Genomic DNA, 23,314 nt, shown 5'->3' with positions numbered 1-23,314 from the left:
GTCGCGACAGCGAGAGGCGTGCCGGCCGGGAAAGGAAGTGGGCGAGCATGCCATGGAGTAATCAGAGTGGCGGCGGCGGCGCCGGCGGCAACGGGGGCGGACCCTGGGGCCGGCCCGGCGGCAACGGCGGCGGGCCCTGGGGCAGCGGCGGCGGCGGCAACCAGCCGCCCGATCTCGAGGATCTGCTGCGCCGCGGCCAGGACCGGCTGCGGACCCTGATGCCGGGCGGCGGCCCGGTGGGAGGGCGCGGCATCGCGCTCGCGGTGCTGATCGTGGCCGCGGTCTGGCTGCTGACCGGCTTCTACACCGTGGCGCCGAACCAGGTCGGCATCAACACGGTGTTCGGGCGCTACACCGGCCAGGTCGGCGAGGGCCTGCGCTACAATTTCCCCTACCCGATCGGCGCCGTGGTGAAGCCGAATGTCGGGCAGGTGAACAGCATCCAGATCGGCTACCGCTCCGGCGTCGGCCCGCAGCGGATGCGCGACGTGCCGGAGGAGAGCCTGATGCTCACCGGCGACGACAACATCGTGGACATCGACTTCGACGTGCAGTGGCGCGTCAACCCGGCCAAGGCCGAGGAATTCGTGTTCAACCTCCAGAACCCGGAGGGCACTATCAAGTCCGTGGCCGAGAGCGCCATGCGCGAGGTGGTGGGCCGGCGCAAGATCCAGGCGATCCTCACCACCGAGCAGACCAGCGTCGCGCAGGAGGTGCAGGAGATCATTCAGCGGGCGCTCGATTCCTACGGGGCCGGCGTGCTGATCAACGTGGTGCAGCTCCAGGGCGTGAGCCCGCCGCAGGAGGTGCGCCAGGCCTTCGTCGACGTGAACGCCGCCCAGCAGGACGCCGAGCGCGCCCGCAACGAGGCCCGCACCTACGCGAGCCGCGTCGTGCCGCAGGCGGAGGGCCGCGCCTCGCAGATGATCCAGCAGGCCGAGGGCTACAAGTCGCAGGCCACCGCCGAGGCGACCGGCCAGGCGGGCCGCTTCCGCGAGGTCTACGAATCCTACAAGCTCGCGCCCGCGGTGAGCCGCGAGCGCATGTTCCTCGACACGATGGAGAAGGTGCTGGGCAGCGTGAACAAGGTGATCCTCGACCAGCCCGGAACCGGCGGGTCCGCCGCCCCGGGCGTGATCCCGGTCCTGCCGCTCAACGAACTCGCCGCGCCCCGCGGCGCCGGCCAAGCGCAGGGGACGACGCGATGAACGGCAGCAACGCCCTGCGGACCGCCGCGATCGGCCTGATCGCCGTCGTGGCCCTCCTGCTCTACGCCTCGGCCTTCACGGTGAGCCAGACCCAGCAGGCCCTCGTGCTGCAGTTCGGCCGCGTGCGCACCGTGCTGAACCAGGCCGGCACCGACCGGCCCGGCCTCTACTTCAAAATCCCGTTCTTCGAGACCGTCGTGCTGTTCGAGAAGCGCCTGCTCGACCTCGACCTGCCGGTGCAGACCGTGCTCTCGGCCGACCGGCAGAACCTCGAGGTCGACGCCTTCGCCCGCTACAAGGTCTCGGACCCGCTGCGCTTCTATCAGGCGGTGAACAACGTGCAGGTCGCCAATCAGCGCCTGTCGAGCTTCACCAACGCGGCGATGCGCAACGTGCTCGCCAGCGCCTCGCGCGACGCCATCGTGCGGACCCAGCGCGAGGCGCTGATGAACCGCATCCAGGAGGACGTGAACCGGCAGGCCAAGAATCTCGGCATCGAGATCATCGACCTGCGCCTGACCCGCGTCGACCTGCCGGCCGCCAACAGCCAGGCGGTCTACGGCCGGATGCAGACCGAGCGCCAGCGCGAGGCCGCCGACCTGCGGGCGAACGGCGAGCGCGACGCGGCCACGATCCGGGCGCGGGCCGACCGCGAGGTGACGGTGCTGGTCGCCGAGGCGAGCCAGAAGGCCGACCAGCTGCGCGGCGAGGGCGACGCGGACCGCAACCGCATCCTGGCCCAGGCCTTCGGGCAGGATCCGGACTTCTTCGCCTTCTACCGCTCGATGCAGGCCTACGAGAAGGGGCTCACGGGTCCCGACACCCGCCTGGTGATCGGCCCCGGCTCGGACTTCTTCCGCTACTTCAACGACCCGCAGGGCCGGTCGCGTCCCGCCGCCGCCTCGCCCGCCCCGGGCCAGTCCGGCGCCCCGGCGCCGAGCGGCCCGGCTCCGGCGCCGGGTACCCCGGCGCCCGGCCAGTAGCGCAGGGCCGTGCGCGACCTCGTCGCCGCGCTCGGGCTCGCGCTCGCGATCGAGGGCCTGCTCTGCGCGGCCTTCCCGGGGGCGATGCGGCGGGCCATGCTGGAGGCGGCCCAGACCCCGGCGGAGCGGATGCGCCTCGTCGGGGTCGTCTCCGCGGTGGCGGGGGTGATCGTGGTCGGGGTGGTGCGCCTCCTGCTCCGCTAGGCGAAACCGCGCCGGGGCGGGCCGGAGACGCCCGGGCCGCCCTTGATCCTTCGGGCGCGACCACGATCTAAGGGATCCGCCGGGCGGTCGGCCCTCCGCTTCCCGGAGGCCGCCCGATCTGGCAGCATGGCCCGACACAGCCGTTCAGACGAGGTTCCCGATGCCCGCTGCCGAGTCCGCGCCCGCGCGCCGATCCGAAGCCTTCGCGAAACGGCGGCTGCCGGCGCTCGCGGGCGCCCTCCTGGCGCTCTCGGTCGGGACCGCCGCGCTCCCCTCCGCGGCCCTCGCCAGGGGCCCCGAATCCCTCGCCGACCTCACCGAGCAGGTCACCGACGCGGTGGTGAACATCTCGGCCTCGACGACGGTGGAGACCCGCGGCCGCACCCTGCCGCAGCTGCCCCCCGGCACCCCCTTCGAGGACCTGTTCGAGGATTTCTTCAACCGGCGGGGCGGCGGCGATCAGCCGCGCCAGCCGCGCAAGTCGAACTCGCTCGGCTCCGGCTTCATCATCGACGCCTCCGGCATCGTGGTGACGAACAACCACGTGATCGGCGACGCCAACGACATCCAGGTCATCCTGCACGACGGCCGCAAGCTGAAGGCGGAGATCGTCGGCAAGGATTCCAAGACCGACATCGCGGTGCTGCGGGTCAAGCCGGAGGCGGACCGGCCGCTCAAGGCGGTGCCGCTCGGCGATTCCGAGAAGATGCGGCCGGGCGACTGGGTGATCGCGATCGGCAACCCGTTCGGCCTCGGCGGCTCGGTCTCGGCCGGCATCGTCTCGGCGCGCGGCCGCAACATCGATTCGGGGCCCTACGACAACTACATCCAGACCGACGCGGCCATCAACAAGGGCAATTCGGGCGGTCCGCTGTTCAACATGAGCGGCGAGGTGATCGGCATCAACACGGCGATCCTGTCGCCGACCGGCGGCTCGGTCGGCATCGGCTTCGCGGTCCCGACCGCGACGGCGGCCCCGGTGATCGAGCAGTTGCGCCAGTACGGCGAGACCCGTCGCGGCTGGCTCGGCGTGCGGATCCAGAACGTCGACGACACCACCGCCGAGGCGCTCGGCCTCAAGGGCGGCGCCCGCGGCGCGCTGATCGCCGGCATCGACGAGAAGGGCCCGGCCAAGACCGCCGGCTTCGAGGTCGGCGACGTGATCGTGAAGTTCAACGGCGTCGAGGTGAAGTCGTCGAGCGACCTGCCCCGCATCGTGGCGACGACGCCGGTCGGCAAGACCGTGGACGTGCTCACGATCCGCAAGGGCGCGGAGCAGACGCGGCCGGTCACCCTCGGGCGGCTGGAGGACAACGACAAGCCCCAGCCCGCCGCCCTCAACCGGCCCCAGCCCGAGGCCGACGTGACGCGCCAGGCCCTCGGCCTCAACCTGACCGGCCTCTCCGAGGAGGCGCGGCGGCGCTTCAACATCAAGGACGGGCTGAAGGGGGTGGTAGTCACCCGCGTCGACCCGAACTCGAACGCGGCCGACAAGCGCATCCAGGCCGGCGACCTCATCGTCGAGGTCGGCCAGGAGCCGGTGAACTCACCCTCGGACGTCACCCGCCGCCTGGATCAGATCAAGAAGGAGGGCCGCAAATCCGCCCTGCTGCTGGTCTCGAACGCCCAGGGCGAGGTGCGGTTCGTGGCGCTGAGCCTCGAATAGGAACGCCCGGTCACCCGCCGGAGAGGCTCCGGCGGGTGACCCGGTGCCGCGACGGCGCCGGACCGAGGCGCGCCCCGCCCGGCTCCCTCACCGGGCCGGGGCGATGATGCCGGGGGTCACCGGCGGCAGCGGCAGCGTCTGCTCGCGGCGGATCTGGCCCTGCAGCTGGTTCGTCTCGAACCGGTTCTGCTGCTGGATGTCGCGCGATTCGCTGCGATAGTTCATCGAGTTGTTGAGACCCTCGACCGTGCGCTCGGCACGGGTGGTGCCGCGCTGGTTCTGGGCCAGGGCGGGGCTCGCCGCCAGGGCGGCCGCGAGGATCAGCAGGGTATGGACGCGCATGGGAACACCCCGAGGCTGTGAACGGTCACGGATATCGGCGATGGGGGGACGCGCCGGGACGGTCTCGGGTTCCCCGCGACCCTGCGGCGCTGCGCCACCGTCCGGCCCCCTCGCCGGCCCCCTCGCCGGCCCCCTCGCCGGCCCCCTCGCCGGCCCACCCTCGACGCCGTTCGCGTTTTGGTCCAGTGATGAATCCATGACTCGCGATGCCGCCGGGGCCGAGGCGCCCGCCCCCACCTCGATCGCAGCCCGCGCGAGGGCCGCCGTGGCGCCTCCCGGGGCGGCCTATCTCGACGGGCTCAATCCGGAGCAGCGCCGCGCCGTCGAGGCGACGGAGGGGCCCGTCCTGGTCCTGGCCGGCGCGGGCACCGGCAAGACGCGGGTGCTGACCACGCGCATCGCCCACCTGATCGCCATCGGCCGCGCCCGGCCCTTCGACATCCTGGCCGTGACCTTCACCAACAAGGCCGCGCGGGAGATGAAGGAGCGCATCGGCGGCCTGATCGGCGCGGCCGGCGAGGGCATGCCCTGGCTCGGCACGTTCCACGCGATCGGCACCAAGATCCTGCGCCGCCACGCGGAGCTGGTCGGGCTGCGATCCGACTTCACCATCCTGGGCACCGACGACCAGCTGCGCCTGCTCAAGCAGGTGATCGAGGCGGCGGGCATCGACGAGAAGCGCTGGCCCGCCCGCGGCCTCGCCCAGGCCATCGACGGCTGGAAGAACCGCGGCCTCGCCCCCGACCAGGTGCCGGCCGGCGAGGCCGGCGCCTTCGGCTTCGGCAAGGGCGGGCCGCTCTACGCCGCCTATCAGGAGCGCCTCGCCACCCTCAACGCGGTCGATTTCGGCGACCTGCTCCTGCTCTGCCTCAAGCTCTGGCGCGAGAATCCCGACATCCTGGCGAGCTACCAGGACCGCTTCCGCTACATCCTGGTCGACGAGTACCAGGACACCAACGTGGCGCAGTATCTCTGGCTGCGGCTCCTGGCCCAGGGCCGCCGCAACGTCTGCTGCGTGGGCGACGACGACCAGTCGATCTACGGCTGGCGCGGCGCCGAGGTCGACAACATCCTGCGCTTCGAGCACGATTTCCCGGGCGCCGTGGTGGTGCGGCTGGAGCGCAACTACCGCTCGACGGGCCACATCCTGGCCGCGGCGGCGACGCTGATCGCCCACAACGAGGGGCGGCTCGGCAAGACCCTGCGCACGGAGGCCGGCGCGGGCGAGCCCGTCACGGTGACGGGCGCCTGGGATTCCGAGGAGGAGGCGCGCCTCATCGGGGAGACCATCGAGGGCCTGCAGCGGCAGGAGCATCCCCTGGCGCAGATCGCCGTGCTGGTGCGCACCTCCGCCCAGATGCGCGAGGTCGAGGACCGCTTCGTCCAGCTCGGCCTGCCCTACCGGGTGATCGGCGGCCCGCGCTTCTACGAGCGGGCCGAGGTGCGCGACGCGCTCGGCTACCTGCGCCTGACCGCCAACGGGGCGGACGACCTCGCCTTCGAGCGCATCGTCAACACGCCCAAGCGCGGGCTCGGCGACGCCACCCTGCAGGCCCTCCACGGTGTCGCGCGGCGGCGCGCGGTGCCGCTCCTGCACGCGGCCCGGCTGATCGTCGAGACGGAGGAGCTGAAGCCCAAGCCCCGCTCGACCCTGCGGGCCCTGGTGCAGTGCTTCGACCGCTGGGCGAAGCTCCTGGAGGGGCGGCCCCACGCCGAGGTGGCCCAGATCATCCTGGAGGAATCCGGCTACACCGAGATGTGGCAGAAGGAGCGCACCGCCGACGCCGCCGGCCGGCTGGAGAACCTCAAGGAACTGGTGCGCTCGCTGGAGGAGTTCCCCGACCTGCCGGCCTTCCTGGAGCACATCGCGCTGGTGATGGACGCCAACGAGGCGGAGGGCGGCGACCGCGTCAGCCTGATGACGCTGCACGCCGCCAAGGGGCTCGAATTCGACACGGTCTTCCTGCCGGGCTGGGAGGACGGGCTGTTTCCCAACCAGCGCGCCCTCGACGAGAGCGGCCGGGCCGGGCTGGAGGAGGAGCGGCGCCTCGCCCATGTCGGGCTCACCCGGGCCCGCAAGCGCGCCAAGATCTCCTTCGCGGTCAACCGCCGCATCCACGGCCTGTGGTCCTCGACCATGCCGAGCCGCTTCATCGACGAATTGCCCGAGGCGAGCGTGAGCGTGATCGAGGCGCCGGCGAACTTCTCCCACGGCCCCTCGCGCTTCGACCGGCAGGCGACGCCCTTCGGCTCCTCCTACGCGACCCCCGGCTGGCAGCGCGCCCAGGCGGCCACGGCCGGACAGGAGCGCTTCGGCGGCCAGGGCCGCCCGGGCGAGCCCCGCTTCGGCGAGGGCCGCGGCGCGCGCGGCGCCCCCAGGCAGATCGAGGGAACGCTGGTGGCGAAGTCGACCGGCACTGCGTCAGACTACGTAGCGGGCGCGCGTGTCTTCCACACGAAGTTCGGCCCCGGCTCGGTCGCGGCGGTCGACGGCAACAAGCTCACGGTTGACTTCGACAAGGCCGGCCGGAAGATGGTCCTCGACAGTTTCGTCCAGCCGACCTGACTCGGCGGGCCGCTGTCCCCGCGTCACGCCGGCGGAGGGTGCGATCTCGCAGGAGCCGACATCCGGGACGGCGCACGCGACAGCGTGCGCGACCCCGCCGCGGAGCCGGCCGCGAGCCCCGTCGCTGTGTGGTTTGAGACACAGACCGAACCCTAATCTTCGCGCCCGCGAAAACCGTCCTGTGCGGCGCGGCGCGGGAATTGCTGGTCAACCTCTGTCGGCATACCGTTGCGGGAGATCCAGGCGGACTTGTCCACCGCCTGCGTCGATCGGACGTGGAACCCGTCCGGACCCGCGGATTTGACGTGCTGTTGGCGCAACGAGGAGGTCGAGGGACACGAGAGGGCAGATCACATCGCGGCACCGCAAGTCCAGTGGGAGTGTTGATCTATGAAGAGACGACGCGCACGACTTGAACTGGTCGATGACCGCCCGATCCGGATGCCGCGCACCCGGTTCGAGGAGGAGCGCAATGCGCCGCCGATTCAACCCATGACGGCCCGCCAGGCCGAGTATCTCGAAGCCCTCGGTTCCCACGCACAAGTCATCGTTCTCGGGCCGGCCGGTACCGGCAAGACCTACATCGCCGGCACCCGCGCCGCGGACCTCCTCCGCCAGCGCCGCATCGCCAAGGTGGTGATCACCCGGCCCAACGTCCCCTCGGGACGCTCCCTCGGCTACTTTCCCGGCAGTCTCGAAGAGAAGATCGCGCCCTGGGTCGCTCCGCTCACGGAGACGATGAAGGAGCGGATGGGCGCGGGCGCCTTCGACATCGCGCTCAAGTCCGGCGACATCGAGATCGTGCCCTTCGAGGTCATGCGCGGCCGCACTTTCAAGAACTGCCTCGTGATCCTGGACGAGGCCCAGAACACCACCCCGGCCGAGATCAAGATGTTCCTGACCCGCATCGGCGACGATTGCCAGGTCATCATCAACGGCGACGTCTCCCAGACCGACCTGCGGGAGACGTCGGGCTTGCGGACCGTGATCCACCTCGTGAAGAGCCGGCTGATGCCGATCCCGATCGTGGAGTTCGGGCTGGAGGACATCGTCCGCTCGGGGATCTGCGCCGAATGGGTGCGGGCCTTCGAAGAGGCGCGTCTCTGACCGCGCCATCCCCGGCGCCGCGGGCGCCGCGGCGCCGGGATCGGGCCGGCGCGGCTCGGGGCGGGCCGCGCAGGGCGTCGACGGAGCCCGGGTTCTCCGTCGTCTCCGGGAAGGGGATGCGGAGCCCGTCGAGCGCCGCCCTCACGACCTCCGGCGGCGGGCGGCGCCGGTCCGTCAGCGTCAGCCCGGCGAGGGCTTGCTAGGCCACGATCGCGTCCCAGGGCGGCGCACGGTGCTCGCGGCATCCATCGTCCCGTAGGTCCAGAACGCCCAGCCGACGCGGTGCCGCTCCAGCACCGCCCGGCAGGCGCGGACCCACGCGTCGCTGTTCTCGCCGGCCTCTCCCATCAGGATCGGCACCCGGTGCGCCTCGCGCAAGCGCGGGACGGGCGCCGCCGCCTCCCGGTAGGGCGCGCATCGGGGCTGGACGGACGGGCGCGTTGCCCTCCTGCCCCGGCAGGGGCTCGGTGAGGACGTCGTAGCCGATCACCTCGGCACGTCCGGGTCGTGGGCGGCGATGCGCCGCCGGAAGGCGTTGTCGGCCTCCGGCCCGACCAGTTCCCTGAACACCTGCCGGATCTGCCGGGGCGCGGTCGCGTCCCGGAACCCGAACATGGAGCCCTCCGGGACGAGCAAGCTGGAGAGGTTGATGCCCCGCAGCATCAGGGGCGTCCCGTCCGGAGCGGCGATCTCGGCGCCGCGGGTCGGGACGAAGCCGTCCGCCGGATCGCTCGCCGAGGCGGGGCGCGGCCGGCGAGGCCGCGGACGGCGGCGAGCACCGGGGCGACGACGCGGGACCGCACCGCGCCGGCCCGGCGGCGCGGGCGCGCCGCGCGGCCCCGTCACCGATCCGGCCCGGCCCGCTCGGCCGCCGCGGGGCGCCCCCGCACGCGGCGCAGGATCCCGCGCGCGAGTTCCCGCCGCACGGCCGACGAGCGGGCGAGCAGGCCGATGATCCTGCGCAGGTCGCCGGTGCGCCGCGCGAAGTGGAACTCGCTCACGGGGGCGACGCGCCGCAGATGCGCGATCCTGCTCTCGAGCTGCGCGCTCTCCGCGGGCGACAGCCGAGCCGCGCAGGCCCGCCGCAGCGCCGCCAGCGCCTCGGCGACGGCGAGGTCGCGGGGCTGGCTATGCGAGTAGGGCGAGATGCGTCCGCCCGAACTCACCGGCAGCGTGTAGACGTAGAACGCCTCCGAGGTCGTCCGCGCGGACCCGCCCTCGACGAGCAGCGCGAGGAAGAACAGGAGATCCTCGCTCGTCCTGAGCCCCTCGTCGAAGCGCAGCCCGGCCCGCGCGACCAGGGCGCGCCGGAAGATCGGCTTGAGGTAGCCGTAATCGAAGCGGCTGCCCGGAACCGCCGCCGCGGCCATCTCCGAGACGCCGATCGCGTCGGGCAGCCGCGGGAAGAGCGGGCCGACCTCGGCGCCGCTGTGGGGATCGAGGCCGAGGAGGTTGTCGAACACCACCTCGGCCCGGTCGCCGGCGACGGCGAGCAGCCGCTCCAGCCGCTCCGGGCGCCACGCGTCGTCGGCGTCCAGGAGGGCGAGCCACTCGCCGGTCGCGGCCGACAGGGCCGTGTTGCGGGCCGCCGCAGGCCCGCCGTTCCGATCGCTCGCGAGCAGCCGCACGCGGCGATCCCGCGCGGCGGCCGAGCCCACGAGGGTCCGCGTCGCGTCGGTCGAGCCGTCATCGACCACGATCACCTCGAGGGCGGCATGGCTCTGGGCGAGGACGCTGGCGAGCGCGCGCTCGATCGTCGCCGCCGCGTTGAACGCCGGCATGATCACGCTCACCTGACAGGTCCGGTCTCCCATCATGTCTTCCCCGTCATCCTTGGCAAAAAGGCGCAGTTTGACTGTTATATTACATGACTTCCGAAAAACAACTCCTGTATAATTGACTTCCGAGGCAATGATTATTATATGTTGTGGTAAATTCGTGTCCGGTCGTCCTGCTCATCCCGGGCCGCGCAGCCCCGCTCGGGTCGACCCTCCTGCCTCGGAGCATTCCCATTGCGCATCCTCGTCGTTGACCCGCTGCTCTTCACCCTGCCGTACGATGCCAGCCTCTGCGCCGGGCTGGCCGAGCAGGGGCACGAGGTCTTCCTCGCCTCGCGACCGCTGCGCCCGGGCGAGGCCGCGCCGAAGGGGGTCACCCACCTGCCGCTGGCGATCAACGACATCTTCGCGCCCCTGCCGCCGCGGATCGCGCCGCACCGGGTCACGGTCTTCCTGCGCCACCTCCGCTACGGGCTCCTCCTGCAGCAGCTCGTCGGCCACGTGGCGCGGCTCGCGCCCGACATCGTCCACGTGCAATGGCCGGTCGTGCCCCTCGCCGACCGGATCCTGTTCCGGCGCTTGCGCCGCCGCGCACCCTGCATTCTCACGGTCCACGACACGCGCCCGTCGAACGGGGATCGCGTGCCCCTGCTCCTGAGAGCGGGCGGCGAGCGGGTGATCAAGGATGCCGACGCGGTCATCGTCCACACGGCGCCGGCCGCGCGCGAACTCGCCCGGCAGGGCGTCGATCCGGCCAGGATCCACCAGATCGGGCACGGCCTGCTGACGCCGGCCTCCCTGCCATCCTCGCCGTTCGTCGAGCCCGACCGCTCCAAGCGCACGGTCGACTTCCTGCTCTTCGGCATCCTGAAACCCTACAAGGGGCTCGACATCCTGATCGAGGCCGCGGGGATGATGCCCGAGGCGGTTCTGCGCCACTGCCGGTTCGTCGTGGCCGGCCGCCCCGCCATGCCGCTCGACGGGCTGAAGGAGCGGGCGCGCGAACTCGGGCTCGCCGCCCAGCTCGTCTTCGACGAGCGCCACATCCCCGACGAGGAATTGCCGCGGATCCTCTCGGACGCCGACGTCTTCGTGTTCCCCTACCGGCAGATCGAGGCGAGCGGCGTCCTGATGCTCGCCCTCCCGTTCGGCCGGCCGATCCTGGCGTCGCGCCTCGGCGTCTTCGCGGCCATGCTGGAGCCGGAGCGCAGCGGGTGCCTCGTCGAGCCGGAAGACCCGCGCGCGCTCGCGCAGGCCATGACGCGGCTGGCGCAGGACCGCGAGCTGCGCCTGGCGCTCGGGCGCGGCGCGCGCGAGCGGATCGCCGCGGTGCCGAGCTGGGCGGCGATCGCGCGGGACACTGCCGCCCTCTACGATCGCGCGGTCAGCGCGCGGCGCGGTCACGCGAGCGGCACGTAGCGCGTGTTGTACATGATGCAGTCCATCTCGATCAGCGCCGGGAAGTGTCCCTCGTTGTTGGGCACGAAGGCGCTGAGGGCGAAGCCGGCCCGCTCATAGGCCGTGATGGCGTCGCGGAAATCGACCGACGTGTCGTACAGCTTGCGGATCGCCAACTCGCTCTGCAGTCCGACGAAGCCCCGCAGGCTGTCGCCCGCCCCCCGCACCACGGACAGGTCGTGGCCCTGCGTGTCCATCTTCAGGTAGGGCCGGGTGAATTTCAGCTCCTTGCGGTACTTCTCCAGCATGAACTCGACCGTCGACAGTTTGACGCCGATGCTTCGCAGGATCTGATTGGTGCCCTCGAACAGCTTGACCTCTTCGTGGCTGGGCTTGGCGAGGGAGCTGAATTGCGTGTCGGCCATGATGTTGAAGGTGCGCTCGCCGATCTCGTCGGCGAGGGCGACCTGCTCGACGAACCAGAGCGGATCGGCGGCAGCCCGGGCCTTGAGCCGCTCGGCCACGTCCGGGATCGGCTCGAAGGACAGGATCGGCCCGCGATAGCCGACCTTGCGGCGGAGCATGTCGGCGAATTGCCCCTCGTTGGCGCCGACGTCGAAGACGCAGTCGACGCCGAAATGCGCGAAGAACGCCCTGAGGTGCTCCCGCTCGGGCATCGCCCACAGGCTGCCCCGGGGGATGATGTGGGTTCCCGTCAGCCGCTCGGCTCGCCGCACGAGGGCGCCGCGCAGCTGCCGCATCAGGTTTCGCATCATCGGTGCATCCTCCAGGGACGAGGTTGCCGGGGAACGAGGCTCAGGCCGGCGCGATCACGCGCAGGCTCGCGAGGGCGGCCGAGCGCAGCGGGACGGGCAGGTTGCGCAGCGCGTCCCGCACCCGCTGCAGGTCGGCGCGCGGCAGGGGCTTGAGGACGCGCAGGGCGGCCGCGTAGACGAGGGCGCCCGTGAGCACGGCCAGCATCAGCCCGGGCACGCCCGAGGTCACCGTGACGACGATCCGGGCGGCGATCGCGCAGAGCAGGGCCGCCAGGAACATCCGCGCGAGATCGAGCGTGGGCAGCACGCAGCCCAGCGACCGCCGAGCGTACCAGACGATGGCGCCCGTCACGAGGAGCTGGATCGCGGCCCGCGCGCTCGCCGCGCCGAGCAGGCCCGCGGCCGGAACCACCGTGAGGCCGGCGGTGATCGCCAGGACGGCCCCGACGAGCCCCGATCCCAGGATGAAGCTCGTCCGCTCCATCGCGAACAGGTACGAGTACGCGATGGTGGCGATCGTGATCAGGCTCGCGGTCCCGACCAGGATCGTGGCGGCGGTCACCGCCGGCGCGAAGGCGTCGCCGAAGAGCAGGGGAAGCAGGAGCGGCATGACACCCGCCGTCCCCAGGCAGAGCGGGAATACGAACAGCGCGAGGAGACGCACGCTGGCCGGGTAGAGGGCCAGGCGGGTCTCCGCGTGCTCCGCTCCGGAATGTTGCGAGAGGTGCGACAGCAGCGCGCCGGTGAGCAGCAGCGGCCCCTGCATGGCGAGGTTCGACAGCGTCAGGCTCACGGTGAACAGCCCGACCGCGTGGCTGCCGAAGCTCCGCTCGAGGAAGATGACCTCCATCCGCGACCACAGGAACGCCGTGACGAGGTGGCTCGCCCAGGACTCGACGGAGTAGCGGACGACGCGGGCGCGCAGCACCGGCGGAACGGGGCTGCCCTCGCGCGGCAGCCGCAGGACCTGGCGCATGACGACGGCCGATCCGATCACGGCGCCCGCCAGGGCGCCGCCGACGCCGAACGCGACGATTCCGACCGTCGTGGCCGCGATCTGCGCGCCGGCGGCGAGCAGGGCGAGCCGCGCGAGCGCCGCGAAATCCTGCACGCCGCGCAGGTAGCTGGTCACGAAGCTCGCCAGCGACTGGGTGAGGCAGGCCAGCCCCACGAGCAGCCAGAACAGCGGCGAGGCGCGGTAGCTGCCCTGGTGGATCTGCCAGCCGATCCCGTCGGGCTGGGCGGCCGCGAGCGAGGCCGCGTAGGCGAAGAAGCCTCCGGACACGCACAGGGTGACGAGGAGGTAGGGACGCAGGAGCGCGCGCGTCAGGCCGTCCGCATCGGCGAGGCTCGCGCGCGCGCGAAGCTCGGGCAGGAAGCGGGCGAGGCTGCCGGGGATCCCGAGATCCGCCACCATCACGGACATCGTGGCGGCCCAGACCGCGAACCCGATGATCCCGGATCCCTCGACCCCGATGAGGCGCGCCACCAGAATGCTGCTCGCGAAGCCGGCGAACGTGGTCGCCACGCCCGCGACGGCGTTGATCAACGACTTGCGAACCAGTGTGCCTGCCATCCGTATCCCTAAGTCCGTATTCTTGGATCCGTATTCTTGGATCCGTATTCCCGGGTCCGGTGCTCCTGATTCCCGGGTCCGGTGCTCCTGGGGTCCGCGCGGGACCTGGCGACGCGCCCGCGGCCGCGCCTCCCGCGGGCCGGGCGGTCACATGAAGTGCCTCAGCAGGGCCATCTGCGGCTTGTCGCCCTCTTTGCCGGGCTCGATGCTGAACGCGTAATCGCCCCACCACGGTCCGCCGGCCCAGTAGGCGTAGGCCTGCCAGACATCCGTGTGGGCGGCCACGAAGGAGAGGAGCGCCCGCGCCTCGGCCTCGCCCGCGGGCAGGGCGAAGCCGAACTCGCCCAGGAAGGCCTTGGCGCCGCGCCGCCGGGCCCAGTCCGTGAAGGCAGCGAGCCGGGTCGCGCCGGCGCCCGGGGCGTAATCCTGCGGGTTCGAGCCCGAATTGTCCCGGTCGAGGTACTGGTGGACCTCGAAGAGGAAGTGCGGGTCCTGGAAATCCTCGAAGGCCGCGGCGTTGCCGTCCGACACCCAGGAATGGGCGCCGCTCCAGCCGGCGCCGGGGACCATCAGGAGCTGCCGCGAGCCGCCGTCGCGGATGGCCTTGACGAGGGCGTCGACGACCGGGCGCCAGGCGGGCGGCGCGAAGGCCACCGGCTCGTTCATGAGGCCGTAGGCCACCGACGGCTCGTCCCGGAACCGCGCGGCGAGCCGCGACCAGAGATTGGTGAGGTCCCGCGCCTCGATCGGCTTTCCGTCGCGCTTGCCGAAATTGTGCGCGTCGAGGACCACCAGGAGCCCGGCGGCCTTGGCCGCGCGCACGCAGCGCGCGAGTTCGTCCGCGTCCCGGACCGAGAGGGCGCCGAGGGGCTCCGGCTGCACCCGCTCGATCTTGAACGGGATCCGCACGAGCTTCATGCCGCGCCCGGCGTAGTAGGCGAAACTCTCGTTCGGCGGGTAGATGTAGCCCTGGCCGAGGGGGCGGCCGATGTCGCCGAACTCCCCGCCCGACAGGTTGACGCCGGGGTAGCGGACCGCCCCGCCGGCCCGCGCCGGGCCCGCCCCCGTCCCGGCCGCCGCGGCGACGCCGCCGGCGAGGGCGGCCAGGAAGGCGCCGCGGGTGATCGCGGCGGGAAGCGGCCGCGCCCGCCTCGTCGCCTCAGAGGGCATTGGGATCCCTCACGAGCGCGATCGGCGTGCGCAGCATGATCGCGAAGTCGAGGAGCAGGGACCAGCGCCGGATATAGGCCCGGTCGTGGGCGATGCGCCGGGCGATCTTGTCGTGGGTGTCGGTCGGGCCGCGGTAGCCGCTGATCTGGGCCAGGCCGGTGAGGCCCGGGCGCACCAGGAAACGGTCCTCGTAGTGCGAGACGACCGGCGCGTAGGCGTCGTCCATGGCGACGGCGTGCGGCCGCGGCCCGACGAGCGACATGTCGCCGACGAGCACGTTGATGAGCTGGGGCGCCTCGTCGAGGCTGGAGCGCCGCAGGAAGCGCCCGATCCGCGTCACCCGAGCGTCGTTCGCGGCGGCCTGCCGGAAGGCTCCGCTCGCTTCGAGCACCGTCATGGTGCGGAACTTGAAGATCAGGAACGGCCGCCGCTGCACGCCGTAGCGGCGCTGGCGGAAGAAGACCGGGCCGGGCGTCTCCGCCTTGATCAGGATGGCCACGGCGACGAAGACCGGCAGGAGGAACACCAGCGCGGCGAGCGCGACGGCGATGTCGGTCGCGCGCTTGGCCAGCGCCACGTTGATGAGGCCGGCGCGCCGGCAGAGGGGCCGGGCCGGGTCGATCGCGCGCCGTGGGAGCCCCGCGGCACCGTCCTCGAGGCGCTGCTCCCGATATTGGAACTCGACTGCAATCCCCCTTGGCATTGATCGTCTCTCCTCGTGGCGCGGCGGACGGCGCGTCCAGGCGCCTTGGGGCGCCTGCGGCGCGGTGCTGCGCACCGGCTTCTGGGTTGATGCGGGAGGTGTGGCGTTCCGGAGCGGCATCGGTCTCGCCGGGCGATCGGTCAGCGGCCGTGGACTTCGGGGCGGAGCGGCGCGGCCGGGCGGGCGGACCGCTCCGGCGGCGCGAGCGCGCCTCGCGTGGCGGGGCTCATCGATGGCGTTCCACCTCGATGGCGCGTGAGGGGGGCAGGGTGCGGTCCGACCGGGCGAAGTCGGCGGCGGCGATCCAGAGGAAGCGCCAGGAGGCGACGAAGTAGCGGTGGAACAGCCGACGCGGCTCCTGGGCCACGCGCCACGCCCATTCGAGGCCGGTCCGCTGGAGGACGACCGGGGCGCGCCGCTTGGTCCCGCTGTAGAAGTCGAGGCCGGCGCCGACGTTGAGCACGTAGCAGTCGCCGAGGGCGCCGCGGTAGCGGTGGCTCCAGATCTCGCATTTCGGCGAGCCGAGGCCGAGGAACAGGTGGGTGGCGCGGTGGGCCCGGATCGCCCCCGCGAGGGCGTCCGAATAGGCCGCGTCGGTCTCGAAACCGAAGGGCGGCACCCGGAAGGCGAGCTGCTCGCGCGAGAAGCCGCGGGCGAGGAGCAGGGCCTCGATCCGCGCGGCGGTCTCCTCCGAGGAGGCCACGAAGAAGCAGCGGTGCCGGGCCGGGGAGAGCATCGTCATCAGCCGCGCGAACAGGTCCGCGCCGGTGAGCCGGCCGGGCAGCTTCGCCCCGCGCAGCCTCGCGTAGAGGTAGACCGGCATCCCGTCGGCGGTGACGATCCAGGCGCGGCGATAGGCTTCCCGGAAGACGGTGTTGCGCGAGAGCTGGACGATGTGGTCGAGGTTGGCGGTGGCGACGATCCGCGGGCCCGCGCCGGCCGGAACCAGCGGGCCGGCCAGCTGCCGGGCGAGTTGCCCGTCGTCGAGCGGCGCGAAGGAGAGGCCGAAGGGCCTGGGCTGCGCGCCCGGCTCCCGCGCGGCGGCCCCGCGCGGCGGGGCCGCCGCGCGGGCGCGGGCCGGGGCGGCGTAGCCCCGCAGGGTGCCGAGCGCCCAGGCGAAGCGGTGGCGCGCGTCGTCCCGGCGGCCGCCGAGGAGGAGGAGCGCCCCGCGCCCGAAGGCCCGCAGCACGCGGTTGCCGACGTAGCCGGGTCCGAAACCGTGCAGGCGCAGCACCCGCCCGAAGCCCGGCGCGTAGCGGGCGGCCCGCGCGGCCGCGGCGGCCGGATTCGCCTCGGGCTGGTCGTGGCGGACGACCAGGCCGGGCTCGAAGCGGCAGGACGCGCCGAGAGCGAGGGCGCGCAGGATGAAGTCCGTCTCCTCGCCGGACTGGAACGGCGTCGCGGCGCCCACTCCCAGCGTCTCGTCGAATCCGCCGACGCGCTTGGCGAGGCCCCGACGCACGAACAGGCCGTTGGAATTGCCCGCCAGGAAGACGGTGTCGCGCGCGATCTCGGCCGGGACCGGCAGATGCGCGCTGACGGATTCGGCGCCCCCGGCATCGACCGTGCGCCCGCAGATCAGGCCCGGGCTTCCCGGGACGGAGAACAGGTCGGCGACCCGCGCGACGACCTCGGGGTCGTACCAGCAATCGTCGTCCGGAAAGCCCACCACGCTGCCGCGGGCGCAGGCCAGGCCGAGGTTGCGGGCCCGCGACAGGCCCCGCGCATCGGCGAGGTCGACGAGGTGCACGAGGGGCAGGTCGCGGAAGCGGGTGAGCAGGGCGCTGAGCGTGCCGGCCGGGTTCTGGTCGACGAGGAGGATCTCGAGGGGCCGGCGCGTCTGGCGGCGCAGGGAGGCGAGCAGCCTCTCCAGGGGTTCCAGCCGGCCCACCGTGCAGACGACGAGCGACACGGTCAGGTCCGTCTCGTCGCCCTTCTGGGCAATCGGATCAGTCAAGGCTCGTTCCTCTCGGGGCAGCAGGGTCGGGGCGCGGGCGTCCCGATCAGGCGGCTTGCGCGGGGCGGGCGAGGGAGGCGAGCGCCTCCTCGTAGCCGTGGCGGCGCAGGTAGGTGACGAAGGCGCTCCGCAGGGCCCGGGCCTTGGCCCGCGCCGCCTCGGGCTCGCCCCGCACCTGTCGCAGCTGGTGGGCCGCGTGGGCGATGTCCGGCTCGGCCCAGCGCGCCGCGCCGACCCCCGCATAGGCGGGATGCGGGTCGCTGAACGGCACCAGGGCGTAGTCGACCGGGTAGGACAGGGCCGGGTCGCAGAAATCGGTGTTGCCCGACCAGTGGGTGGCCACGACCGGCACGCGGGCGAGGATCGCCTCCGCGAGGGTCAGGCCGAAGCCCTCCGAGCGGTGGAGCGACAGGTAGGCGTCCGCCGAGGCCAGGAAGGCCTGCAGGCGCGGGCGCTCCCAGACCTCGTCGATCAGGCGGACGTTCGGCGCCCCCGCCATCTCGGCCAGGATCTGGGCGCGCTCGCGGGGGTAGCGGGCCCCGTCGCTGACCTTCAGCACCAGCTCGGCCCCCGGATCCTCGCCGAAGGCGGCCCGGAAGGCGCGCACCAGCGCGGTCGGGTTCTTGCGCGCGTAGGACGAGCCGAAATTGAAGATGCTCGCCACCCGGAAGCGGTCCCCCGGCGGCGGCGCGGCGGCCTCCCGCACCGGGACGGCGGCGTCGACCGGATGCGGCACCACGATCACCGGCTTGTCGGTGTGGGCCCGCAGGGCGGCCTGGCAGAAACGGCTCGGCACCAGGATGGCGTCGACGAACCGGATCGCCGCGATCCACTCGGCCGGCAGGGTCTCCAGCTCCCAGGCCCAGTAGGCGATGCTGTAGGTGCCGGCGTGCCGGCGCAGGCCCGTCCGCACCACGCTCGGGAGGAGCATGGGCGGGTTGAGATGGTAGATGGCGAGGTCCTCTTGCGGGTCGGACTCGCCCGCCGGGTAGGCGATGCCGTCGTTGCTGTCGAACAGGCCCGCGACGTCGGCCGTCGAGAGCCGGTAGCCGGCCCCGGCCAGGCTGCCGAGGCAGAGCCGCGCCGATTCCCCGAGCCCGGAGGACGAGGACAGCAGGCCCACGACCCGCACCCGCGCGGCGGCCTCCGGAAAGGCGTGGCGAGCGACCGGCATCAGCCGCGGCAGCAGGTGGCGCCGGACCGCGCGGGCCACCGGCCGCACGGCCCGCCGCGCCGTGCGCAGGACGGGATGGGCGCTCATCGGGCGATCTCCAGCATGCCGGACCGCGGGGCCCGCCGCGCCCGCAGCGGGCCGACCGCGACCCTGGAGCGGTTGAGGACCACGCCCACGGACCGGTCGGCGATGCCCGGGCAGGTGGCGAAGACCCGCTCGACCGCATCGAGGCTGGTGCGGCCGGAGGCCAGCGTGAGGATGAAGCCGTCGATGACCTCGGCGATCGCCCTCGCGTCGACCGCGCAGAGGACCGCCGGGACGTCGATCACCACGTAGTCGTAGCGCCCGCGCGCCTCGGTCAGCAGGCGCCGCAGCCCGACCGAGGCCAGGATCTCGACCGGGTGGGCGGGCGGCGCGCCGACGCTCCCGGGCAGGAGGTCGAAGCCGAGCGGGGTTGGCACCACGCAGCGGGCGAGCGGGTGCTGCCGGCCCACCGCCTCGTCGAGGCCGATCGCCCCCTCGCCCGCGAATTGCGCCGAGAGGCCGCCGCCGTGCAGGTCGGCGTCGATCAGGAGCACGCGGGCCCGCATCTCGGCCGCCAGGGCCGCGAAATTGGCCGCCACCGTCGATTTCCCGTCGCGGTCGCAGGGAGAGACGACCCCGACCACCCGGCAGCTCTCGCGGCCGAGGGCGTGGTCGACGGCGATCTTGGCCGCGCGCAGGGTCTCGAGCGCCGCGGGCGAGGCGTCCGGGCCTGCGATGAGCAGCGGGATCCCGGCGGAAGGCCGCGCCCGTCGGCCCGGCAGAGGCAGGCGGCGCCCCTCGGTGGGCGGCAGGGGACCGAGGAAGGGCTGACCGAGGCCGGCGATCTGCGTCGGCCAGCGGATGCGCCGGTCGAACATCTCCCGCAGGAAGGCCGCCGCGATGCCCGCGGCGAGCCCGCCGGCGCTGGCCAGGAGCAGGACCAGGGTCGTCCGGGGCGAGGACTTGGCGAGCGGCGGCACCGCCGCACTCACCAGCCGCGCCTCCGTGACCGGCAGCGCCTGCTGCTGCAGGAAGGAGCTGACGCGCGAGACCCGGTTCTGCAGCGCCTCGTAGGTGGAGCGGGCGGCCTCGGCCGCGCGGGCGAGCTGCTGCTCGCGGCCGTTCGGGCCGGGATCCGTGCCCGCCGCGAGGTCGCCGAGGCGCCGCGCCAGCAGCCCGTCGCGGCGCTGGGCGAGCCCGATCGCGGCCTGGCGGTCGTCCACGAGCCGGCGCAGCCGCGCGCGCAGGGCCTCGGCCTCGGCCGGGCTCGGCCCCGGGCCGGCCATCGCCGCCGCGAGGTGCGAGACCTCGGGGTCGTCGACCTCGTCGAGGCGCTTGCGGGTGGCGGCGGCGGTGTCCCCGCCCTCCAGGGCGGCCAGCATCGCCTGGGCGGCGGCGAGGCCCGCGCGGCCCCGCTCCAGGCTCTCGGCCGCGGCGCGCCGCATCGCCTCGATCGAGGCGCGCTCCCAGGCGATGTCCGCCGCGCTCACGGGCTCGGCCCCGGGGCTCGACGCGCCGGCATGGGCCCGGAACTCCTTGAGGGCGCGCTCGGCCGCCTCGGCCTCGTCCCGCACTTCCTTCAGGCGCCGCTGCATCCAGTCGGTGGTGCGCTGGCTCGATTCCATCCGGCTGCTGAGCTGGTCCTGGATGTAGGCCTCCGCCACGGCGTTGGCGATCGCGGCCGACTTCTTCGGGTCCCGCGTGGTCGCGTTGATCTCGGCGAGGAAGCTGCGGCCGGTGCGGGTGATCTTGAGCGTGCGCTCGAGCGTCCCCGCCGCGACCTGGCGCAGGTCGGGCGGCTCCGCGGATCCGCTGCTGGCCTCCACCAGGGACAGGAGCCGGCCCTTGAGCGCGTCGAGGAGCGAGGGACCGCTGCCGACGAATTCGGGGTCGCCCTGGAGGCCGAGCTTGTCGACCACGTCGGTCGCGATCTTCCGGGACTTGAGGATCTCGATCTGGCTGTCCACCACGGCCGGATCGATGGTCGGCTCGGCGCTGACCTGGGCGGGGGAGGGGGGCGTCAGCTTGGTGTCGAGCACCAGGATGCCGGTCGCCATGAACAGCGGCGTCGCGGTCGCCAGGTAGGCGAGCGCGGCGGTGAGGCAGGCCACGAACACGCAAGCCGCCAGGATGCGGCGCCGGCGCAGAACGTCCAGGATCGCCGCCACGTCCCAGCGCTCATCGCGCTCCAGCCGGGGTGAGGCCGAGTCGACGTGCAGACGCAGCTGGTTCGGCTTGATGTTCATGGCCACCCTTGCGCGCTCGGTACTCGCAGGACGCGGCCGACCGGCCCTGCACAACAGCGGGAATTTTGCCGGCGATACGGCGTATCGGGCTGAAGCCCTGCGCAACTCGGCGGCTGATCTGCGCCGACTTGCTGGCGAGGTGTCGATTCGAGCAGATCTGCTTGGCGTACAGGTCGCAATGCCGGCCGCTTGCTGCCTCGAAAGGGTTAACACCGGTCGAACGGGTTTCACAACCCGCCGCGCCGGATTGGCAAAGCGTTGCCGTTCCGAATGCACGTTCCAGGCGAGCCGGCGGATTTTTTCCGGGAACCAAACGCCGTCTCGGTGCATGGCGAAGCGGCCCGGCCCGGCCGTTGGGGTTTTTGTTGCAACGCGAGAGGGTTCCCGGCCAGGGCGTTCGGGAGGTTGTGCGGCCCGTATCGGGCGGACAGTCCAGCCGGGACCCGGATCGACCCTCTCGTTGCCGGTTAAGACATGCTCAAAACGATGACCAGGGTTGTGATTTCAGCATGACGGGAGCGGCCGAAGGCGGCGCTCGGTGCGGCCGACCCGCCGGGCCGGTCGCACCGCCCCGGATCCGGGACGATTGGATTCGCAAGCCTTATCAGAGGGCGAAGCGGGCCCCGCCTTGCCCCACGGGGCGCAGCCTCGCGGCCTCTTTGCATTTTTCGCATGTCTGCTCTGCTTTGCAAGCATAATGCGCGCCGATGTCGGTGGCGGCGACCCGACATTTCGTGGAACAGGCCCGTTTCTTGCATTCTCTGAGAAGTACGGGTGCTGTCTCGCATAGGCGAAAGGCCGGGCCGCCGCATCCTCGGTGCTGCGTCTTCTTGAACTGGTCCAGCGGGGGCAGGGGAAGCCGCATACCTCTTGTGTCGCGCGGCATTTCTTGGAACGGTTCGGGGGGAAAGGGACTTCTAGCCCCGGTTCGCGGCGGGGGATGGCTTCGCCGTCTCTCGCCCTTCGGTTGTGCACTGCACAATCGAAGTTGTGACAGCCGCCGCGTCCGGTCGCTCCCCGCGGGCCGCCCGGACCCGTCCAGCATCAGGGTCGCCCGACGCGGGACCCGTCCGAACGAGGGATCCGGAATGCGACGAGGCCGGTCGCACGACCGCAGGAAGCCCGCCACGCGCCGCGAAAGGGAGTACCCCGCATGGTGAACCAGGCCCCGCGCCGCCCGTCCCGCACGAGGGCGGGCCTCGTCCTGGGGGCGGTCCTCGCCCTCGCGGCGCATCCCGCCGCGGCGGCCTACCTGATCGCGCCGGGCGACACGCTCACGATCGAGGCGGTCGCGGTGCCCGAACTGAAGGCCAAGAGCGTCGTCAACGGCGACGGCGAGGTCACGGTGCCGCTGGTCGGCCAGGTCCCGGTCGCCGGGCTGAGCCTCGCCGAGGCGCGGGCGAAGATCCAGTCGCTCCTGCCGTCGAAGGAGATCCGCCGCCGCACCGACGACGGCCGGGAATTTCCGCTGATCCTCTCGGCCTCCGAGATCAACGTCGCGATCCTGGAATATCGACCGGTCTACCTGAACGGCGACGTGGCCAAGCCGGGCGAGCAGCCCTACCGGCCGGGCATGACCGTGCGCCAGACCGTGGCGCTGGCCGGGGGCTTCGACATCCTCCGCTTCAAGATGGACAACCCGTTCCTGCAGCTGTCGGACCTGCGCGACGCCTACAACACGGCCTGGATCGACTACGCCAAGGAGCAGCAGCGGCTCTCGCGCCTGCGGGCCGAGCTCGACGGCAAGGGGGAGCTCGACCGCAAGGCGGTGATCGAGACGCCCGTCGCGCCCTCCGTGGCGAAGGAGCTCTCGGAGGGCGAGCGCGCGATCCTGACGACGCGCAACGAGGACATCGTCAAGGAGAAGCGCTACCTGACCGAGGCCGCCGCCAAGGAGAACGAGCGGGCCTCGGTGCTCAGCGAGCAGGAGCGGCGCGAGAAGGAAGGCGTCCAGTCGGACACTGACGATCTCAAGCGCTACCAGGAATTGTTCGATCGCGGCAACGTGCCGATGCCGCGCCTCGTCGAGGCGCGCCGCACGGTCCTGCTCTCGGCCACCCGCGCCCTCCAGACCATGGCGGTCCTCGCCTCGGTCGAGCGCGAGAAGGGCGATCTCGGCCGCAAGCTCCAGCGGGTCGACGACACCCGGCGCCTCGAGGTGCTGCGCGAGATCCAGGACTCGACCGCCAAGCTGGCGGCGATCCGCAGCCGGCTCCAGGCGGTCAGCGAGAAGCTGCGCTACACCGGAATGGTCAAGTCCCAGCTGGTGCGCGGCTTCGACAGCCAGCCGCAGATCTCGATCTTCCGCAGGTCCGGCGGCAAGACGGCCCGGATCCCGGCGGATCACGACACCGAGCTGCAGCCCGGCGACGTGGTCGAGGTCGCCTTGCAGGCCGAGGAGCCGCCCGAGGTGCCGACCCGCTGACGCGGGTGCCG

19 protein-coding genes are annotated in these 23,314 nt (G+C 72.5%); 8 read left to right on the top strand and 11 right to left on the bottom strand.

Annotation, left to right across the window (positions count from 1 at the left end; all coding sequences use genetic code 11):
• Positions 1–47: 47 nt before the first annotated feature.
• From hflK to QA634_RS05390, 4 genes are all read left to right on the top strand, one after another.
• Complete coding sequence (gene hflK, locus QA634_RS05405; RefSeq protein ID WP_012331034.1) at positions 48–1,208, top strand: FtsH protease activity modulator HflK; 1,161 nt, start codon at positions 48–50, stop codon at positions 1,206–1,208.
• On the top strand, positions 1,205–2,191 hold the full coding sequence (gene hflC, locus QA634_RS05400; RefSeq protein WP_012331033.1) for a protease modulator HflC: 987 nt from the start codon (positions 1,205–1,207) through the stop codon (positions 2,189–2,191). The genes hflK and hflC overlap by 4 nt, the downstream gene beginning before the upstream one ends.
• 9 nt (positions 2,192–2,200) lie before the next feature.
• Positions 2,201–2,395: a DUF2065 family protein gene (locus QA634_RS05395; protein ID WP_012331032.1), complete on the top strand. Its 195-nt coding sequence runs from the start codon at positions 2,201–2,203 to the stop codon at positions 2,393–2,395.
• 160 nt (positions 2,396–2,555) lie between these two features.
• The gene (locus tag QA634_RS05390) at positions 2,556–4,061 is read left to right on the top strand and encodes a DegQ family serine endoprotease (protein ID WP_012331031.1); all 1,506 of its coding nucleotides are present in this window, start codon (positions 2,556–2,558) and stop codon (positions 4,059–4,061) included.
• 87 nt (positions 4,062–4,148) lie between these two features.
• On the opposite strand, the gene QA634_RS05385 is transcribed toward QA634_RS05390, so the two are convergent.
• Positions 4,149–4,403, bottom strand: coding sequence for a hypothetical protein (locus QA634_RS05385; RefSeq protein ID WP_012331030.1), 255 nt, complete (start codon positions 4,401–4,403; stop codon positions 4,149–4,151).
• 196 nt (positions 4,404–4,599) lie between these two features.
• Between QA634_RS05385 and QA634_RS05380 the strand changes: the two genes are divergently transcribed.
• Complete coding sequence (locus tag QA634_RS05380) at positions 4,600–6,969, top strand: ATP-dependent helicase (RefSeq protein ID WP_012331029.1); 2,370 nt, start codon at positions 4,600–4,602, stop codon at positions 6,967–6,969.
• Between the two features lie 390 nt (positions 6,970–7,359).
• Positions 7,360–8,076 (top strand): PhoH family protein, encoded by a 717-nt coding sequence (locus QA634_RS05375; protein ID WP_012331028.1) that lies wholly within the window; start codon positions 7,360–7,362, stop codon positions 8,074–8,076.
• Positions 8,077–8,256: 180 nt separating this feature from the next.
• Here the strand turns inward: QA634_RS05375 and QA634_RS05370 are convergent, their stop codons facing one another.
• The 3 genes from QA634_RS05370 to QA634_RS05360 all read right to left on the bottom strand — a co-directional run bounded on the left by QA634_RS05370 (position 8,257) and on the right by QA634_RS05360 (position 9,857).
• Positions 8,257–8,454: a hypothetical protein gene (locus tag QA634_RS05370; RefSeq protein ID WP_043700853.1), complete on the bottom strand. Its 198-nt coding sequence runs from the start codon at positions 8,452–8,454 to the stop codon at positions 8,257–8,259.
• Positions 8,455–8,562: 108 nt separating this feature from the next.
• Positions 8,563–8,739 (bottom strand): hypothetical protein, encoded by a 177-nt coding sequence (locus QA634_RS05365; protein ID WP_168169135.1) that lies wholly within the window; start codon positions 8,737–8,739, stop codon positions 8,563–8,565.
• Between the two features lie 179 nt (positions 8,740–8,918).
• On the bottom strand, positions 8,919–9,857 hold the full coding sequence (locus QA634_RS05360; protein ID WP_168169134.1) for a glycosyltransferase family 2 protein: 939 nt from the start codon (positions 9,855–9,857) through the stop codon (positions 8,919–8,921).
• A gap of 231 nt (positions 9,858–10,088) precedes the next feature.
• Between QA634_RS05360 and QA634_RS05355 the strand changes: the two genes are divergently transcribed.
• Positions 10,089–11,273 (top strand): glycosyltransferase family 4 protein, encoded by a 1,185-nt coding sequence (locus tag QA634_RS05355; protein WP_012331026.1) that lies wholly within the window; start codon positions 10,089–10,091, stop codon positions 11,271–11,273.
• Here QA634_RS05355 and QA634_RS05350 read toward each other — a convergent pair.
• The 7 genes from QA634_RS05350 to QA634_RS05320 form a co-directional block, all read right to left on the bottom strand.
• Complete coding sequence (locus tag QA634_RS05350) at positions 11,255–12,028, bottom strand: FkbM family methyltransferase (RefSeq protein ID WP_012331025.1); 774 nt, start codon at positions 12,026–12,028, stop codon at positions 11,255–11,257. The two genes, QA634_RS05355 and QA634_RS05350, sit on opposite strands and share 19 nt — an antisense overlap.
• Positions 12,029–12,068: 40 nt before the next feature.
• Complete coding sequence (locus tag QA634_RS05345; RefSeq protein ID WP_012331024.1) at positions 12,069–13,604, bottom strand: lipopolysaccharide biosynthesis protein; 1,536 nt, start codon at positions 13,602–13,604, stop codon at positions 12,069–12,071.
• 147 nt (positions 13,605–13,751) lie between these two features.
• Entirely contained in the window at positions 13,752–14,774 is a 1,023-nt protein-coding gene (locus QA634_RS05340; protein WP_012331023.1) for a glycoside hydrolase family 5 protein, read from the bottom strand.
• Complete coding sequence (locus tag QA634_RS05335) at positions 14,764–15,477, bottom strand: sugar transferase (RefSeq protein ID WP_018262408.1); 714 nt, start codon at positions 15,475–15,477, stop codon at positions 14,764–14,766. The genes QA634_RS05340 and QA634_RS05335 overlap by 11 nt, the downstream gene beginning before the upstream one ends.
• Positions 15,478–15,703: 226 nt before the next feature.
• Positions 15,704–17,434, bottom strand: a complete 1,731-nt coding sequence (locus QA634_RS05330) for a WecB/TagA/CpsF family glycosyltransferase (protein ID WP_050777464.1) — start codon at positions 17,432–17,434, stop codon at positions 15,704–15,706.
• A 46-nt stretch (positions 17,435–17,480) separates the two neighbouring features.
• On the bottom strand, positions 17,481–18,695 hold the full coding sequence (locus QA634_RS05325) for a glycosyltransferase family 4 protein (RefSeq protein ID WP_012331021.1): 1,215 nt from the start codon (positions 18,693–18,695) through the stop codon (positions 17,481–17,483).
• Positions 18,692–20,878: a Wzz/FepE/Etk N-terminal domain-containing protein gene (locus tag QA634_RS05320; protein ID WP_012331020.1), complete on the bottom strand. Its 2,187-nt coding sequence runs from the start codon at positions 20,876–20,878 to the stop codon at positions 18,692–18,694. The genes QA634_RS05325 and QA634_RS05320 overlap by 4 nt, the downstream gene beginning before the upstream one ends.
• A gap of 1,153 nt (positions 20,879–22,031) precedes the next feature.
• Between QA634_RS05320 and QA634_RS05315 the strand changes: the two genes are divergently transcribed.
• Positions 22,032–23,303: a polysaccharide biosynthesis/export family protein gene (locus tag QA634_RS05315; RefSeq protein ID WP_012331019.1), complete on the top strand. Its 1,272-nt coding sequence runs from the start codon at positions 22,032–22,034 to the stop codon at positions 23,301–23,303.
• The last annotated feature ends 11 nt before the right edge of the window (positions 23,304–23,314 follow it).

Source organism: Methylobacterium sp. CB376, assembly GCF_029714205.1.
Taxonomy (GTDB): Bacteria; Pseudomonadota; Alphaproteobacteria; order Rhizobiales; family Beijerinckiaceae; genus Methylobacterium.
This window is presented reverse-complemented; position numbering and strand designations above follow the sequence as displayed.

Bases quoted from the DNA above. Each gene is read 5' to 3' on its own strand.
- hflK (WP_012331034.1), top strand. From the start codon at position 48: ATGCCATGGAGTAATCAGAGTGGCGGCGGCGGCGCCGGCGGCAACGGG.
- hflC (WP_012331033.1), top strand. From the start codon at position 1,205: ATGAACGGCAGCAACGCCCTGCGGACCGCCGCGATCGGCCTGATCGCC.
- QA634_RS05390 (WP_012331031.1), top strand. From the start codon at position 2,556: ATGCCCGCTGCCGAGTCCGCGCCCGCGCGCCGATCCGAAGCCTTCGCG.
- QA634_RS05385 (WP_012331030.1), bottom strand. From the start codon at position 4,403: ATGCGCGTCCATACCCTGCTGATCCTCGCGGCCGCCCTGGCGGCGAGC.
- QA634_RS05380 (WP_012331029.1), top strand. From the start codon at position 4,600: ATGACTCGCGATGCCGCCGGGGCCGAGGCGCCCGCCCCCACCTCGATC.
- QA634_RS05375 (WP_012331028.1), top strand. From the start codon at position 7,360: ATGAAGAGACGACGCGCACGACTTGAACTGGTCGATGACCGCCCGATC.
- QA634_RS05365 (WP_168169135.1), bottom strand. From the start codon at position 8,739: ATGCTGCGGGGCATCAACCTCTCCAGCTTGCTCGTCCCGGAGGGCTCC.
- QA634_RS05360 (WP_168169134.1), bottom strand. From the start codon at position 9,857: ATGCCGGCGTTCAACGCGGCGGCGACGATCGAGCGCGCGCTCGCCAGC.
- QA634_RS05350 (WP_012331025.1), bottom strand. From the start codon at position 12,028: ATGATGCGAAACCTGATGCGGCAGCTGCGCGGCGCCCTCGTGCGGCGA.
- QA634_RS05345 (WP_012331024.1), bottom strand. From the start codon at position 13,604: ATGGCAGGCACACTGGTTCGCAAGTCGTTGATCAACGCCGTCGCGGGC.
- QA634_RS05340 (WP_012331023.1), bottom strand. From the start codon at position 14,774: ATGCCCTCTGAGGCGACGAGGCGGGCGCGGCCGCTTCCCGCCGCGATC.
- QA634_RS05335 (WP_018262408.1), bottom strand. From the start codon at position 15,477: ATGCCAAGGGGGATTGCAGTCGAGTTCCAATATCGGGAGCAGCGCCTC.
- QA634_RS05325 (WP_012331021.1), bottom strand. From the start codon at position 18,695: ATGAGCGCCCATCCCGTCCTGCGCACGGCGCGGCGGGCCGTGCGGCCG.
- QA634_RS05320 (WP_012331020.1), bottom strand. From the start codon at position 20,878: ATGAACATCAAGCCGAACCAGCTGCGTCTGCACGTCGACTCGGCCTCA.
- QA634_RS05315 (WP_012331019.1), top strand. From the start codon at position 22,032: ATGGTGAACCAGGCCCCGCGCCGCCCGTCCCGCACGAGGGCGGGCCTC.